General features: G+C 61.3%; 13 protein-coding genes. 8 read left to right on the forward strand and 5 right to left on the reverse strand.

Features of this window, described 5'->3' with window-relative positions:
• Positions 1-75 precede the first annotated feature (75 nt).
• The 5 genes from zwf (at position 76) to EGJ22_RS09530 (ending at position 5,782) form a co-directional block, all read left to right on the forward strand.
• The gene (gene zwf, locus EGJ22_RS09510; protein ID WP_029886452.1) at positions 76-1,518 is read left to right on the forward strand and encodes a glucose-6-phosphate dehydrogenase; all 1,443 of its coding nucleotides are present in this window, start codon (positions 76-78) and stop codon (positions 1,516-1,518) included.
• Between the two features lie 88 nt (positions 1,519-1,606).
• Positions 1,607-1,915, forward strand: a complete 309-nt coding sequence (locus EGJ22_RS09515; protein ID WP_029886453.1) for a hypothetical protein — start codon at positions 1,607-1,609, stop codon at positions 1,913-1,915.
• Positions 1,916-2,048: 133 nt separating this feature from the next.
• Complete coding sequence (gene uvrD / locus EGJ22_RS09520; protein ID WP_009683531.1) at positions 2,049-4,235, forward strand: DNA helicase II; 2,187 nt, start codon at positions 2,049-2,051, stop codon at positions 4,233-4,235.
• A gap of 176 nt (positions 4,236-4,411) precedes the next feature.
• Entirely contained in the window at positions 4,412-5,260 is an 849-nt protein-coding gene (locus EGJ22_RS09525; protein ID WP_029886454.1) for a Tim44 domain-containing protein, read from the forward strand.
• Positions 5,261-5,374: 114 nt separating this feature from the next.
• Positions 5,375-5,782, forward strand: a complete 408-nt coding sequence (locus tag EGJ22_RS09530; RefSeq protein WP_009683533.1) for an SMI1/KNR4 family protein — start codon at positions 5,375-5,377, stop codon at positions 5,780-5,782.
• Between the two features lie 101 nt (positions 5,783-5,883).
• On the opposite strand, the gene EGJ22_RS09535 is transcribed toward EGJ22_RS09530, so the two are convergent.
• A complete protein-coding gene (locus tag EGJ22_RS09535; RefSeq protein WP_029886455.1) occupies positions 5,884-7,644 on the reverse strand; it encodes a cation:proton antiporter in 1,761 nt (586 codons plus the stop codon).
• Here EGJ22_RS09535 and EGJ22_RS09540 point away from each other — a divergent pair.
• Positions 7,639-7,848, forward strand: a complete 210-nt coding sequence (locus EGJ22_RS09540; protein WP_125854445.1) for a hypothetical protein — start codon at positions 7,639-7,641, stop codon at positions 7,846-7,848. The two genes, EGJ22_RS09535 and EGJ22_RS09540, sit on opposite strands and share 6 nt — an antisense overlap.
• A 136-nt stretch (positions 7,849-7,984) precedes the next feature.
• Complete coding sequence (locus EGJ22_RS09545; protein ID WP_009683536.1) at positions 7,985-8,470, forward strand: acyl-CoA thioesterase; 486 nt, start codon at positions 7,985-7,987, stop codon at positions 8,468-8,470.
• On the opposite strand, the gene pdxY is transcribed toward EGJ22_RS09545, so the two are convergent.
• A complete protein-coding gene (gene pdxY, locus EGJ22_RS09550; RefSeq protein WP_029886456.1) occupies positions 8,467-9,339 on the reverse strand; it encodes a pyridoxal kinase PdxY in 873 nt (290 codons plus the stop codon). The genes EGJ22_RS09545 and pdxY overlap by 4 nt on opposite strands.
• A gap of 121 nt (positions 9,340-9,460) precedes the next feature.
• Between pdxY and EGJ22_RS09555 the strand changes: the two genes are divergently transcribed.
• Positions 9,461-9,853 (forward strand): DUF3301 domain-containing protein, encoded by a 393-nt coding sequence (locus tag EGJ22_RS09555; protein ID WP_009683538.1) that lies wholly within the window; start codon positions 9,461-9,463, stop codon positions 9,851-9,853.
• On the opposite strand, the gene EGJ22_RS09560 is transcribed toward EGJ22_RS09555, so the two are convergent.
• Genes EGJ22_RS09560 through zigA form a run of 3 tightly spaced genes read right to left on the reverse strand, consistent with a single transcriptional unit; the run spans position 9,854 to position 12,696 of the window.
• On the reverse strand, positions 9,854-10,825 hold the full coding sequence (locus tag EGJ22_RS09560) for a GTP-binding protein (protein WP_029886457.1): 972 nt from the start codon (positions 10,823-10,825) through the stop codon (positions 9,854-9,856).
• 39 nt (positions 10,826-10,864) lie between these two features.
• Complete coding sequence (locus EGJ22_RS09565; RefSeq protein WP_029886458.1) at positions 10,865-11,491, reverse strand: DUF1826 domain-containing protein; 627 nt, start codon at positions 11,489-11,491, stop codon at positions 10,865-10,867.
• Complete coding sequence (gene zigA / locus EGJ22_RS09570; RefSeq protein ID WP_064314234.1) at positions 11,488-12,696, reverse strand: zinc metallochaperone GTPase ZigA; 1,209 nt, start codon at positions 12,694-12,696, stop codon at positions 11,488-11,490. The genes EGJ22_RS09565 and zigA overlap by 4 nt, the downstream gene beginning before the upstream one ends.
• Positions 12,697-12,699: the final 3 nt, after the last annotated feature.

Below are 12,699 nucleotides of genomic sequence, written 5' to 3' on the forward strand. Positions count from 1 at the left end.
CGGGTTGTAGCTTTCTTGTAGTTATACTACATGGACGCCAACCCGCCCAGTTAAACGAACGTGGAGAGTGGCGGTTTGACTATTCCTTGCGACATTCTGGTATTCGGCGGCACCGGCGATCTGGCCCTGCACAAACTGCTTCCGGCGCTCTACCACCTGTTCCGCGAGGCCCGCCTCAACCCTGCAGTACGCGTCATCGCACTGGCCCGCCGCAACCTGCCACGCAATGACTACCTGAAGCTCGCCGAGCGCCACTGCCGGGCACAGGTTGCCCGTACCGACTTTGACGAAGAAGTGTGGCAGCGTTTTTCCGCACGCCTCGACTACTTCCCCATGGACGCGTCACAGAGCGCCGATTTCGGCCGCCTGGCGCGCTACCTGGGTGAACCCGGCGGGCTCACGCGCATCTTCTACCTGGCCACCGCACCCAAGCTGTTCGTCCCCATTGCCAACCACCTGCACACCGCCGGCCTGGCCGACGGCGAAGCACGCATCGTGCTGGAGAAGCCGATCGGCCACTCGCTGGAGTCGGCCACCGCCATCAACGAAGCGATTGGCGCGGTGTTCGAAGAATTCCAGGTATTTCGTATCGACCACTACCTGGGCAAGGAAACCGTGCAAAACCTGATGGCGCTGCGCTTTGCCAACGCCCTACTGGAGCCGGTGTGGCGCAACAACCAGGTCGATCACGTGCAGATCAGCGTGTGCGAAACCCTGGGTGTAGAGAACCGGGGCGGCTATTACGACAAGGCTGGCGCGATCCGCGACATGCTGCAAAACCATTTGCTGCAGTTGCTGTGCCTGGTGGCCATGGAGCCACCCGCGCAGTTCGAGGCCGAAGCGGTACGCGATGAAAAAGTGAAGATACTGCGCGCGCTCAAGCCGATCACTGGCCAGGACGTGCAGGACAAGACGGTCCGTGGCCAATACGGCCCGGGGCGCATCGGCGGCCAGGAAGTGCCGGCCTATTACTTCGAAAAAGACGTCGACAATGACAGCGACACTGAAACGTTCATCGCCATCGAGGCACACATCGACAACTGGCGCTGGGCTGGCGTGCCGTTTTACCTGCGCACGGGCAAGCGCATGGCACGGCGCTCGTCGCAAATCGTCATTCAGTTCAAACCGGTGCCCCATGAGCTGTTCAACGGTGGCCAGGTGAACCAGCTGCTGATCCAGTTGCAACCAGAGGAACGCATCAGCCTGCGCATGATGACCAAAAGCCCTGGCAAGGGCATGCGCCTTGAGCCGGTCGACCTCGACCTGAACCTGGCCCAGGTTTTCAGCCAGACGCGCCGCTGGGAGGCTTACGAACGCCTGTTACTGGATGTGCTGGAGGGCGACTCCACGCTGTTCATGCGCCGTGATGAAGTAGAAGCCGCCTGGGCCTGGATCGACCCCGTGATCAAGGGCTGTGAAGAACACTTCCAGGCCCCACGCCCGTATGCGGCTGGCAGCAACGGGCCAGAGCAGGCTACCAGCCTGCTGGCACGCCATGGCAGGGTCTGGCATAGCTGAAAAGTTTCATGCTGTGGCTGGGCTGGGGCTTGTTGCACGCTCTGGTCGGAAGGCGCATTTCGCCCTTCGTACTAATGGAGCTGCAGACATGATCAACAGCAAGAACTGGAAAGCTCAACATGACAGGATGCCCCCAGGGGCGCGGGTGCGGGTTGCAGGTACCGTGACCGTCGCCAACCCTGGCGTCAACCCCGTGCTGGTCAAGCGCGACGGGCAACCGGGTACCCTGGCCCTGGACCTGGAATTGAAATGGGAAAGCGGCAGCTTCATCCAGGTGTTGTGTGACAAGGAGGTGCATTTCGAGATGCCAACCGGCACTGAAGCCATCGCCAGCGTAGAAATATTCCACGAAGGCACGCTGCTTGCCGAGATCGACGAAATCCTGATCACCGCTTGATTTCGCTGACAACCGCCACGTCAGCTTGCACGCTCGGCGCGTCGGCCTTGCGCATGCACCGTTCGGCGCTTGGGCAGGTGAGTATTTATACAGTACCATTTACCCCTTCCCTGCCGCGCCCTAGAATGGCCGGATGCACACAGACGACCTCTCCCTCCTGCTGAACTCCCTCAACGATGCCCAACGCCAGGCCGTAGCGGCCGCGCTCGGGCGTCAACTGGTGCTTGCCGGCGCCGGTTCCGGTAAAACCCGCGTGCTGGTGCACCGTATCGCCTGGCTGATCCAGGTAGAGCAGGCCTCGCCGCACTCGATCCTATCGGTGACGTTCACCAACAAGGCCGCCGCGGAAATGCGCCAGCGGATCGAGCAATTGCTGGGCATCAACCCAGCTGGCATGTGGGTCGGCACCTTCCACGGCCTGGCCCATCGCCTGCTGCGGGCACACTGGCAGGAAGCGCGGCTGGTGCAGAACTTCCAGATCCTCGACAGCGACGACCAACAGCGCCTCATCAAGCGGGTAATGCGCGAGCTGGGCCTGGATGAACAGAAGTGGCCGGCCCGCCAGGCCCAGTGGTTCATCAACGGCCAGAAGGACGAGGGGCTGCGCCCGCAACATATCCAGGCCGGTGGCGATCTGTTCCTGGCCACCATGCGCGAGGTGTATACCGCCTACGAGCAGGCCTGCGAACGCGCCGGGGTCATCGATTTTTCCGAGCTGCTGTTGCGCGCACTGGACCTGTGGCGGGACCACCCGGGCCTGCTGGAGCATTACCAGCGGCGCTTCCAGCACGTGCTGGTCGACGAGTTCCAGGACACCAACGCCGTGCAGTACGCCTGGCTGCGCCTGTTGGCGCGCGGTGGCGCCAGCCTGATGGCGGTGGGCGATGACGACCAGTCGATCTACGGCTGGCGCGGCGCCAAGATCGAGAACATCCACCAGTACACCGCCGACTTCCCCGACGCCGAAATGATCCGCCTGGAGCAGAACTACCGCTCCACCGGCGGCATCCTCAAGGCTGCCAACGCGCTGATTGCCAACAACAGCGGGCGCTTGGGCAAAGAGCTGTGGACCGACCTGGGTGAAGGCGAACCCCTGACCCTGTATGCGGCCTACAACGAGCACGACGAAGCGCGCTACGTGGTGGAAACCATCGAAGGCCTGATCAAGCAGGGTAACGCGCGCAACGACATTGCCATCCTGTACCGTTCCAACGCCCAGTCGCGGGTGCTGGAAGAAGCCTTGCTGCGCGAACGCGTGCCGTACCGCATCTATGGCGGCCAACGCTTCTTCGAGCGCGCCGAAATCAAGAACGCCATGGCCTACCTGCGCTTGATCGAAGGCCGTGGCAACGATGCCGCACTGGAGCGGGTAATCAACGTACCCCCACGCGGCATTGGCGAAAAAACCGTCGAAGCCATCCGCGAGCACGCCCGCCACAGCCAGCTTTCCATGTGGGGGGCCATGTGCCAGCTGATCGCCGCCAAGGCGTTGAAAGGCCGCGCCGCCAGTGCATTGGGGGCCTTCATCGAACTGATCGAAGGGCTGGCTGCCAAGGTTGCGGACATGCCGCTGCATACCATGACCCAGACCACCATCGAGCAGTCCGGGCTGATTACCTATCACCAGGAAGAAAAGGGTGAAAAGGGCCAGGCACGGGTAGAAAACCTTGAGGAACTGGTCAGCGCAGCGCGCAACTTCGAATCCACCGAAGAAGATGCCGACCTCTCTCCGCTCTCGGCTTTCCTCGGCCATGCTTCGCTGGAAGCCGGCGACAGCCAGGCGGACGAACATGAGGACAGCATCCAGCTGATGACCTTGCACAGCGCCAAGGGCCTGGAGTTCCCCTACGTATTCCTGGTCGGCATGGAAGAAGGGCTGTTCCCGCACAAGATGAGCCTCGAGGAACCTGGCCGCCTGGAAGAGGAACGCCGCCTGGCCTATGTCGGCATCACCCGTGCGATGCGCCAACTGGTCATGACATATGCCGAGACACGCCGCCTGTATGGCAGCGAAACCTACAACAAGGTGTCGCGCTTCGTTCGCGAAATTCCACCGGGGCTGGTTCAGGAAGTACGCCTTTCCAACAGCGTCAGCCGCCCGTTCGGCGCCCCCAAGACAGCCACCAACAGCCACCTGTTCGACAATGCCAACATCCCGCAAACCGCCTTCAACCTCGGCCAGCGGGTGCAGCACGCGGTGTTTGGCGAAGGTGTGATCCTCAACTTCGAGGGCTCCGGCGCCCAGGCACGGGTGCAGGTGAATTTTGCCGAAGGCAGCAAATGGCTGATGTTGGGGTATGCCAAACTCGAGGCGATCTGACGTCTGTGCCAGTACCGTTCCTTGCAGCGGCTGCCTTTTTGGGGGCGCGCTCAAGGGCGATGGTGCCGGCGTTGTAACATTCAGGCAAAAGCTGGAAACATTATGTCGCTGGTCATGTGCCCGGGAACCTGTGCACCATGACGCGCGTGCAATCCACAACAGGGGATATCCCAATTATGCAACGTTTTCTTAGCATCGCACTGGCGCTTTGCGTCGGCCTGACGCTGAGCCTGGACGCCAACGCCAAGCGTTTCGGCGGCGGCAAGAGCTCGGGCTCCGCGCCTATTCACCAGACCCGCCAGGCCACACCAACCGCGCCAGCCGCCGCGCCGACCGCACCTGGTCGTGCCGCCCCGGCCGCCAGCGGTGCTTCGCGCTGGTTGGGCCCACTCGCTGGCCTGGCCGCCGGCGGTCTGCTGGCGTCCATGTTCATGGGCGACGGTTTCGAGGGCTTCCAGATCATGGACTTCCTGATCGTGGCGCTCATCGCCTTCCTGGTGTTCCGCTTCATTGCCGCGCGTCGTCGCCAGCAACAACCGCAAATGGCCATGCCAGGCCACGCGCCTATGCAGCGTGAAGCCCACGGCCAGCCTGCCCAGCCGTCGGTGTTCGGTGGTTCGGCCGCGGCTGCCGCCGCCCCGGTGATCAACGCCCCTGCCTGGTTCAACGAACAGAGCTTCCTGGCCGCCGCTCGCAACCACTTCCAGTCGCTGCAGCAGCACTGGGATGCCAACGAGATGGACAAGATCGCCGAGTTCGTCACGCCGCAGATGCTTGAGTTCCTCAAGCGTGAGCGCGCCGAGTTGGGTGATGGCTTCCAGTCCACCTACATCGATAACCTCGAAGTGCAACTGGACGGCGTCGATGACCGCCCAGACCGCACCGACGCCACCCTGACCTTCCGCGGCGTGTCGAAAAACTCGCGCTTCGACCAGGGCGAACTGTTCAGCGAAAGCTGGCACATGGTGCGTGCCCCAGGTGAGAACCAGCCTTGGCTGGTAGCCGGTATCCGTCAAAACAGCTAACCGCTGCGCGCCGTACCAAGAACCCCGGGCTTGCCCCGGGGTTTTTGCTTTTGTCAGAGTGGCCTACTAGGGTATAACGCGCAAAGTTGTCATCTAGGTCAGAGGAAGTGAACCGTGGAAGAAGTGATCGAACAACTCCGTGAAGCCAACGAGCCGGTGCCGGTACCTTTGGAGCTTCCCGATGAGGACCAGCTGGTAGAGATAGAAGAGCAGCTGTTCATCAACATTCCATACGTGTTCAAAGAGTTTTTGCTGACTGTGAGCGATGTGGTGTACGGCTCACTGGAGCCTGTAACTTGTACCGATCCACAGTCGCACACCTACCTGCCCGAGGTGGCAGCCAACGCCTGGGATGCGGGCGTACCGCGTGAGCTGATCCCGTTGTGCCAGGACGGCGCCAACTACTACTGCGTAGAGGAAGATGGCACCGTGGTGCTGTGGGATGCCGAGGAAGAGCTGGTCGGTGAGGACAGCTGGGAATCGGTGTGGCACTGGGCACGGGATGTGTGGCTGGAAAGCTGATCTTCCCCACCAATTCCGGTGCAGCGGCGCCTACAGGTACCCACAACGGCCAAGCGTGTGGTGAACCGGTAGGCGCCGCTGTCGCTGCGGCCGGCTGGCACTCAGTGCGAGTTCTCGCGGCTGTTCTCCAGCGTTTCCAGCAAGGCGATCTGCATGCGCGTGTGCACGCGAATGAGCCAGCGCCACAGCAAGGCCACCACCACCGCAGCGACCACGGCAATCACCAACAGCAATTCGTTGGTCGGCAAGATGCTCGCTGACAATGCCGACAACAGCAGGAAAATCACCAGTAACGACAACAGCGGAATCACTTCGGCAATCACTCGCCGCACCCGCTGGGTATGCCGCCCGGCCATTTCCGGCTTCACGCCCATCTCGGCCAGCAGCATCGACAGCGCCTTGAGCTTGCGGTAGGCCGCGATCAGGAACGGTAGCGACAGCAACAACGCCGCGCCCCAGATCATCGCCTTCTGCTGGCTGATGTCGCTGACCCATTCGCTGAGCCAGTCACCGATGCGCCCGGCAAAATAGCCGCCGCTGAAGAAGATCGCGATCACCAGCGCCAGGTTCACCCCAACCTGCAGGAGGATGCGCCGGATCATTGCCGCGAGCATGGCACCCTCGCCCTGCGGTTGAATGTTGCGCAACCACTCGCCATACAACGACAGCACCCGCGCCAGGCGCCCGGGCACGACATTGCCCAGTTTTTGCGAAAGCGGGTCGGCTGCGCGGATCAGGTAGGGCGTAAGCAGGGTGGTGATAGCCGATACGGCGACCGCCACGGGGTACAGGAAGTCGCTGGTTACCTGCAGGGTCATGCCCAGCGCGGCAATGATGAAGGAGAACTCGCCAATCTGCGAAAGCCCCATGCCCACGCGCAGCGAGGTACGCCCATCGTTACCGGCAATGAACGCGCCCATGCCGCAGGACACCATCTTGCCCAATACCACCGCCAGGGTAATGACCACAATCGGCCAAGCGTATTCGACCAGCACCTGCGGGTCGATCATCAAGCCGATGGCGACGAAGAAAATGGCGCTGAACAGGTCGCGTACGGGTTCGATCAGGCGCTCGATCTTCAGCAACTGGCGTGACTCGGCCATGATCGCGCCAATCAGGAAGGCGCCCAGGACCATGCTGTATTCCAGCTTGACGACCAGCAGGCAGAAGCCGAAGCACAGCCCCAGCACGGTAATCAGCAACATCTCGTTGCTCTCGAACCGGGCCACGTAGGCCAGCAGGCGCGGCACCAGCAGAATACCGATGACCAAGGCAACGATCATGAACAACGACAGCTTGCCGACAGTGGAGAATACCTCCCCCGAGCTGACCGTGCCGCTGACGGCGATACCTGAGAGCAGGGCAATGATGCCAATGCCAAGAATGTCCTCGACGATGAGCACGCCAAAGATCAGCTGGGCAAAGCGCTCGTTCTTCATCTTCAGGTCGTTGAGCGCCTTGACGATGATGGTGGTCGAGGAAATGGCCAGGATGGCACCCAGGAACAGCGAGTCCATGGTGTTCCAGCCAAACCAGCGGCCGATCTCGAAGCCGATCCAGATCATCAGCACAATTTCGAGGAACGCCGCGATGAACGCCGTGGCGCCCACCTTGAACAACTTGCGCAGGCTGAACTCGAGCCCCAGGCAGAACATCAGGAAGATCACCCCCAGCTCGGCGAGGGTCTTGATGGTGTCTTCGTCGTGGATAAGGCCGAATGGCGGGGTGTGCGGGCCGATGATGAAGCCGGCGACAATATAACCAAGCACGACCGGCTGTTTGAGGCGGTGAAACAGGATGGTGACCACGCCAGCGACCAGCATGATGACTGCCAGGTCCTGGATGAAGCTGATGGCATGCATGGCGTGATACTCCTTTTCTCGTCTTTTATGAATGCCTGGGCAAACCGCTCCTCTGCCGGGGCAAACCTGAGCGAGCAGCAAGTACATACTGTATTGAATGCAGGAACGCCCATGGTGCATGGGCGTACTCAGGTTAACATCGCGATCGGCTGCAAAAAGCCGGCGCAATATGCAGAAACAGATCGGCTGGAAAAGCGCCGCTGATGGCATGATCAGCGTGACCGCTACGCCCCCGGCAACGTCCCGTAGCAACGAGGCAAATTCACAAGAGGGAAAACCCGTGTCAGCAGATCACCCCCTCCATTCGCCCGATTCAGCGCAACCTAACCGTGAGCACCTTATGGAACCTGGAAACGCCCAGCTGAGCATGACCGTCCTGATGACCCCGGACATGGCCAACTTTTCTGGCAACGTACATGGCGGCACCCTGCTCAAATACCTCGACGAAGTGGCCTATGCATGCGCCAGCCGTTATGCAGGCAGCTATGTGGTGACATTGTCGGTGGACCAGGTCATCTTCCGCGAGCCGGTACACGTGGGCGAGCTGGTGACGTTCCTGGCGTCCGTCAACTACACCGGCAATACCTCGATGGAAGTGGGCATCAAAGTGGTGACCGAGAACATTCGCGAGCGCTCGGTGCGCCACTCCAACAGCTGCTTCTTTACCATGGTCGCGGTGGACGACAATCGCCGCCCTGTGCCGGTACCGCCGCGTCAGCCGCAAAGCAGCGAAGAAAAGCGCCGCTTCCTGCAGGGGCAGCAGCGCCGCCAGATCCGCCAGGAACTGGAAAAGCGCTACCAGGACCTGAAAACCGACGCTATTTAAAACGCCAGCAACCGCGCTTCAAAGCGCACACGCGGGTGGGCAATGCGATCCTGGGCCCGTACCAGCTGCAGCTCGTAGCTGGCACAGGCCTGGGTTTCCAACAGCACTTCATGCACCGCGGCGGCAGTGAACTCGAATGCCTGCACCCAGCTGTCGCCCAGCAATACCCTGGCCAGGAACAGCCCGGAAGTCAGGTCGCCGACCCCCACTGGCTGACGCGGAAACGCCAGCAGCGGGCGCCGCAGGTGCCAGCAGTGCTGGGCCGTCACCAGCAGCATTTCGAACTGGTCCTCGCACCGCCCGGGGTAGGCCAGGTGCTTGACCACGACCACCTGCGGCCCGCGCTGCAGCAAGCTGCGCGCCATGTGCACGCAATCCTCCAGTGACTGCGCGCGGCGCCCACAGAAGCTGTCCAGCTCCAGCTGGTTGGGGCACAGGATGTCGGCCTTGGCCAGCGCTTCGTCGAGCAGGAACTGGCTGACCTCTGGCGGTACGATGCAACCCTTCTCGGCGTGCCCCATGACCGGGTCACAGAGGTACAACGCCTTGGGGTTCACCGCTTTGATCCGCTGTACCCCGGCCAGAATCGCCCGCCCTTGTTCGGCACTGCCCAGGTACCCGGAAAGCACCGCATCGCAGTGCCCCAGTTCACCGATGTTGGAAATACCTTCGACCAACGCAGGAATTTGCGCTGGAGCAAGCACATCGCCCGCCCACTGGCCATACTGTGTGTGGTTGGAGAACTGCACGGTATTGAGCGGCCACACGTTGACCCCGATCCGCTGCATGGGGAACACCGCGGCGCTGTTGCCGGCGTGGCCGAACACCACATGGGACTGAATGGCGAGCAGGTGCGGAGTACGTTTCATGCGGGTGTTTTCCAAAGCTGTTTCAAAGAATGGTGCGCGACGCAGTATGAACTCGATTGTCACCTGTACGACAGGCCAGGGACGCAGTTAAGCTGGATCTACCTGTTTGGAGCATAAGCAAATGTTGACCCTGGAGAACCTCTTCGTCCTGATGCTGGTAGCCACGGCAGGCGCCTGGTTGTGGCACAACCATGGGTTGCGCGAGAAAGCCCTAGAACGGGTCAAACAGCATTGCGCCAAACTGGACCTCGAGTTGCTTGACGACGCCGTGGCGCTCAAGCGCATCGGCTTTGTGCGCGATGCCAATGGCCGCAAGCGCCTGGCCCGCATCTATGCCTTCGAGTTCACCGTCACTGGCGAGCAGCGCCACCCCGGTAGCGTGACACAGTTCGGTGCGCACAGCGTGCAGATAGAACTGGCACCCTACCCGTTCGAGATCAAGACCCCGCCGCGCACCGACAACGTTATCGAGATGCAGCAATGGCGCCAGGAACACAACCGCTGGCGTAACTGATCAGCTGATGCAGCATTCACGCAAAGCGGCCTGCAGCGCCGCTTGCGATTGCGCCTGATCGAAAATCAGCTCGATGCGGCTGTCCCGGCGCCACTCGCTGGGCTGCCAGGCGGGCAAGCCCCCATCCAGCCCGTTGAAAGCCTGCCATCCCTCCGGGCTGTGGATAACCCCCTTGGCGCGGCGCCACGGTAAATTCTGCAAGAACGTGCTTAGCCGCTGTGGATAAAACTGCTGGCTGGGGTGCCAGCGCCAGCCAATACTCCAACCCCCCTCACCTTGCTGGGCCAGGCAGACCGGCTGGGTGGGGTCGGCCCAGACCGCACCTGGGGTTATTTCCAGATTGTCGACAATCCTGACGGCGGAAAGCGGGCTGTCAACAATCTGTGAAGGTGCCTGGGGTAGGCCACGAAACGCTACTTCACCCTGCACCGCCCACAGCACTCTCTTGTCGCAAAACTTATTACTTATCAACAATTTAGATGATTCATCCACAGCCTCTGACTTATTCAGAATCACACATTCGCAGGCGTTCAACGCCTGCTGTTGCGCATCGGAAAGCCGCTGGTTGCGAACCACCGCTTGAGCATCCAAAACCATGACAAGTGGCTGAATTGTCAGCACTCCAGCCCATGGCGCTGCCTGCAGCTGTGCCTGCAATTGCAACGGGTGACCCAAACCTGAAGGCTCGATGAACAAACGGTCAGGGCGTGATTTGCGCAATAGACGCCCTAGCCCGACCTGAAACGGCATACCGTTCACGCAGCACAGACAACCACCGGCCACTTCACCAATGGCAACACCGTCTTCATCCCGGCTGAGCAACGCCGCATCCAGGCCAACCAGGCCGAATTCATTGATCAGCACCGCCCAGCGCTCATTGGGCGGCCGCTGCGCCAGCAAATGGCGGATCAGGGTGGTTTTGCCGGCGCCGAGCGGGCCGGCAATCACGTGGGTAGGTATGTTCTGCAGCATGGCCTGGTTCAAACAGTGGCAAAGCCTAACTATGCGCCGTCAGGCCAACCAGTCAAGGCTCAGCAGCAGACGCCCCTGCTGGCCCGAAGGCGAGCGGTGAACCAGACCTGCGCCTTCGTTGCCTTGCCATTTCTCGCCCTTGAGCAGCGCGACATCACCGGCTTGCAGGGTTTGAATTTTATCCACAGGGGGCTGTGCTGTGTATAACTCCCGCCGGGGGCTGATTGCCTCAGGCAACCATTCACTGCCCGGCCCCACGTAGGTTGTGAGCAAGCGCAATGGCACGTTATCCACATGGAAGCGCGGACACATGGGGCCATTCAGCACGCGCAGGCGTAAACCCACACGGCGCGCACCCACCAGGCAGGTGTAGGCCGCGACCAGCCAGGTCACATCGGCTACAAATGACTCATAGCCTTGCAGGTCAGCGGCTTCGCGCAGCAGGTCCGGCAGGACCGGCGCGTGCTGCTCGTCCACCTCGATTACCCGTTGGTCGGTCAAAGGCTGGCCAAGGCTGAGTACCAGTTCGGCAAAGTCCTGCAACTGCGCCGGCAGCCGCCGCCGCCACACGGCCAGGTTGACACCATCCTGCAGGACCTCAGCCAATGTCTGCGGCGTTTCGCCACACACCTGAAAGATATCCACAGGCCTGAATGCCAGGCTCATGCTGCGGACTCCGCATGCCACGGTCCGAATGGATCGGGCAGCCGCAACCAGCCCATATGCCCAAGCTGCATTTCCTGGTCGGTCAACAAGCACGCGTCAAGGGCTGTGGATAACTTGGCAAAGTCGATGTTCTGCCCAATGAACACCAATTCCTGGCGGCAATCGCCGGTTTCAGCGGTCCAGTGCTTAAGGATTGCACTGGTGTTATCCACATCCTCAGGCCACTGGTCGCGCGGAACGAAGCGCCACCAGCGCCCCGCCAGCCCATGGCGCATCATCCCGCCCGCTTGCGACCAGCTACCGGCTTCCTGGTACTTGCTGGCCAACCAGAAAAACCCTTTGGAACGGAGCAAGCGGCCGTTGCTCCAGTGCGTGTGGATAAAGTCGTAGAACCGTTGTGGATGCAGCGGGCGCCGCGCTTGCCAGGTCATGGCTGCAATCCCGTACTCTTCGGTTTCCGGTACGTGCTCGCCGCGTAGCTCCTGCAACCAGCCTGGCGCCTGGGCCGCCTGGTCGAAGTCGAACAGGCCCGTATCGAGAATGCGCTCCAGTGGCACCTGGCCCATGACCATCGGCACGATCTCTGCCCGCGCATTGAGGCTGCGCAAAATGGCCACGAGCTCTTCGCGCTCATGCTGGCTGATCAGGTCGATCTTGCTCAGCAGCAGTACATCGGCAAATTCCACCTGTTCGATGAGCAGGTCGCTGATCGAGCGCTCATCGTCCTCGCCCAATGTTTCGCCACGGCTGGCCAGGCTGTCTGCAGCCTGGTAATCGCGCAGGAAGTTCAGGCCATCGACCACCGTGACCATGGTGTCCAGCCGGGCCATGTCGGACAAGCTGCGGCCTTGTTCGTCGCGAAAGGTGAAAGTCTCTGCTACCGGCAGTGGCTCTGAAATGCCCGTGGACTCGATCAGCAGGTAGTCAAAGCGCCCTTCTGCGGCTAACCGCGCTACCTCTTCCAGCAGGTCCTCACGCAGGGTGCAGCAGATGCAGCCGTTGCTCATCTCTACGAGCTTTTCTTCAGCGCGGTTGAGGCTGACGTTGCGCTGCACCTCGCTGGCATCGATGTTGATTTCGCTCATGTCGTTGACGATGACGGCAACCCGCAGGTTGTCACGGTTACGCAATACATGGTTGAGCAACGTGCTTTTGCCGGCACCCAGAAAGCCGGACAGCACAGTAACGGGAAGACGATTGGACATGGC

The organism is Pseudomonas sp. p99-361, assembly GCF_003935475.1.
Lineage (GTDB): Bacteria > Pseudomonadota > Gammaproteobacteria > Pseudomonadales > Pseudomonadaceae > Aquipseudomonas > Aquipseudomonas juntendi.

Bases quoted from the DNA above. Each gene is read 5' to 3' on its own strand.
- EGJ22_RS09525 (WP_029886454.1), top strand. From the start codon at position 4,412: ATGCAACGTTTTCTTAGCATCGCACTGGCGCTTTGCGTCGGCCTGACG.
- EGJ22_RS09560 (WP_029886457.1), bottom strand. From the start codon at position 10,825: ATGCTGCAGAACATACCTACCCACGTGATTGCCGGCCCGCTCGGCGCC.
- pdxY (WP_029886456.1), bottom strand. From the start codon at position 9,339: ATGAAACGTACTCCGCACCTGCTCGCCATTCAGTCCCATGTGGTGTTC.
- uvrD (WP_009683531.1), top strand. From the start codon at position 2,049: ATGCACACAGACGACCTCTCCCTCCTGCTGAACTCCCTCAACGATGCC.
- zigA (WP_064314234.1), bottom strand. From the start codon at position 12,696: ATGTCCAATCGTCTTCCCGTTACTGTGCTGTCCGGCTTTCTGGGTGCC.
- EGJ22_RS09535 (WP_029886455.1), bottom strand. From the start codon at position 7,644: ATGCATGCCATCAGCTTCATCCAGGACCTGGCAGTCATCATGCTGGTC.
- EGJ22_RS09540 (WP_125854445.1), top strand. From the start codon at position 7,639: ATGCATGGCGTGATACTCCTTTTCTCGTCTTTTATGAATGCCTGGGCA.
- EGJ22_RS09565 (WP_029886458.1), bottom strand. From the start codon at position 11,491: ATGAGCCTGGCATTCAGGCCTGTGGATATCTTTCAGGTGTGTGGCGAA.
- EGJ22_RS09555 (WP_009683538.1), top strand. From the start codon at position 9,461: ATGTTGACCCTGGAGAACCTCTTCGTCCTGATGCTGGTAGCCACGGCA.
- EGJ22_RS09545 (WP_009683536.1), top strand. From the start codon at position 7,985: ATGGAACCTGGAAACGCCCAGCTGAGCATGACCGTCCTGATGACCCCG.
- EGJ22_RS09515 (WP_029886453.1), top strand. From the start codon at position 1,607: ATGATCAACAGCAAGAACTGGAAAGCTCAACATGACAGGATGCCCCCA.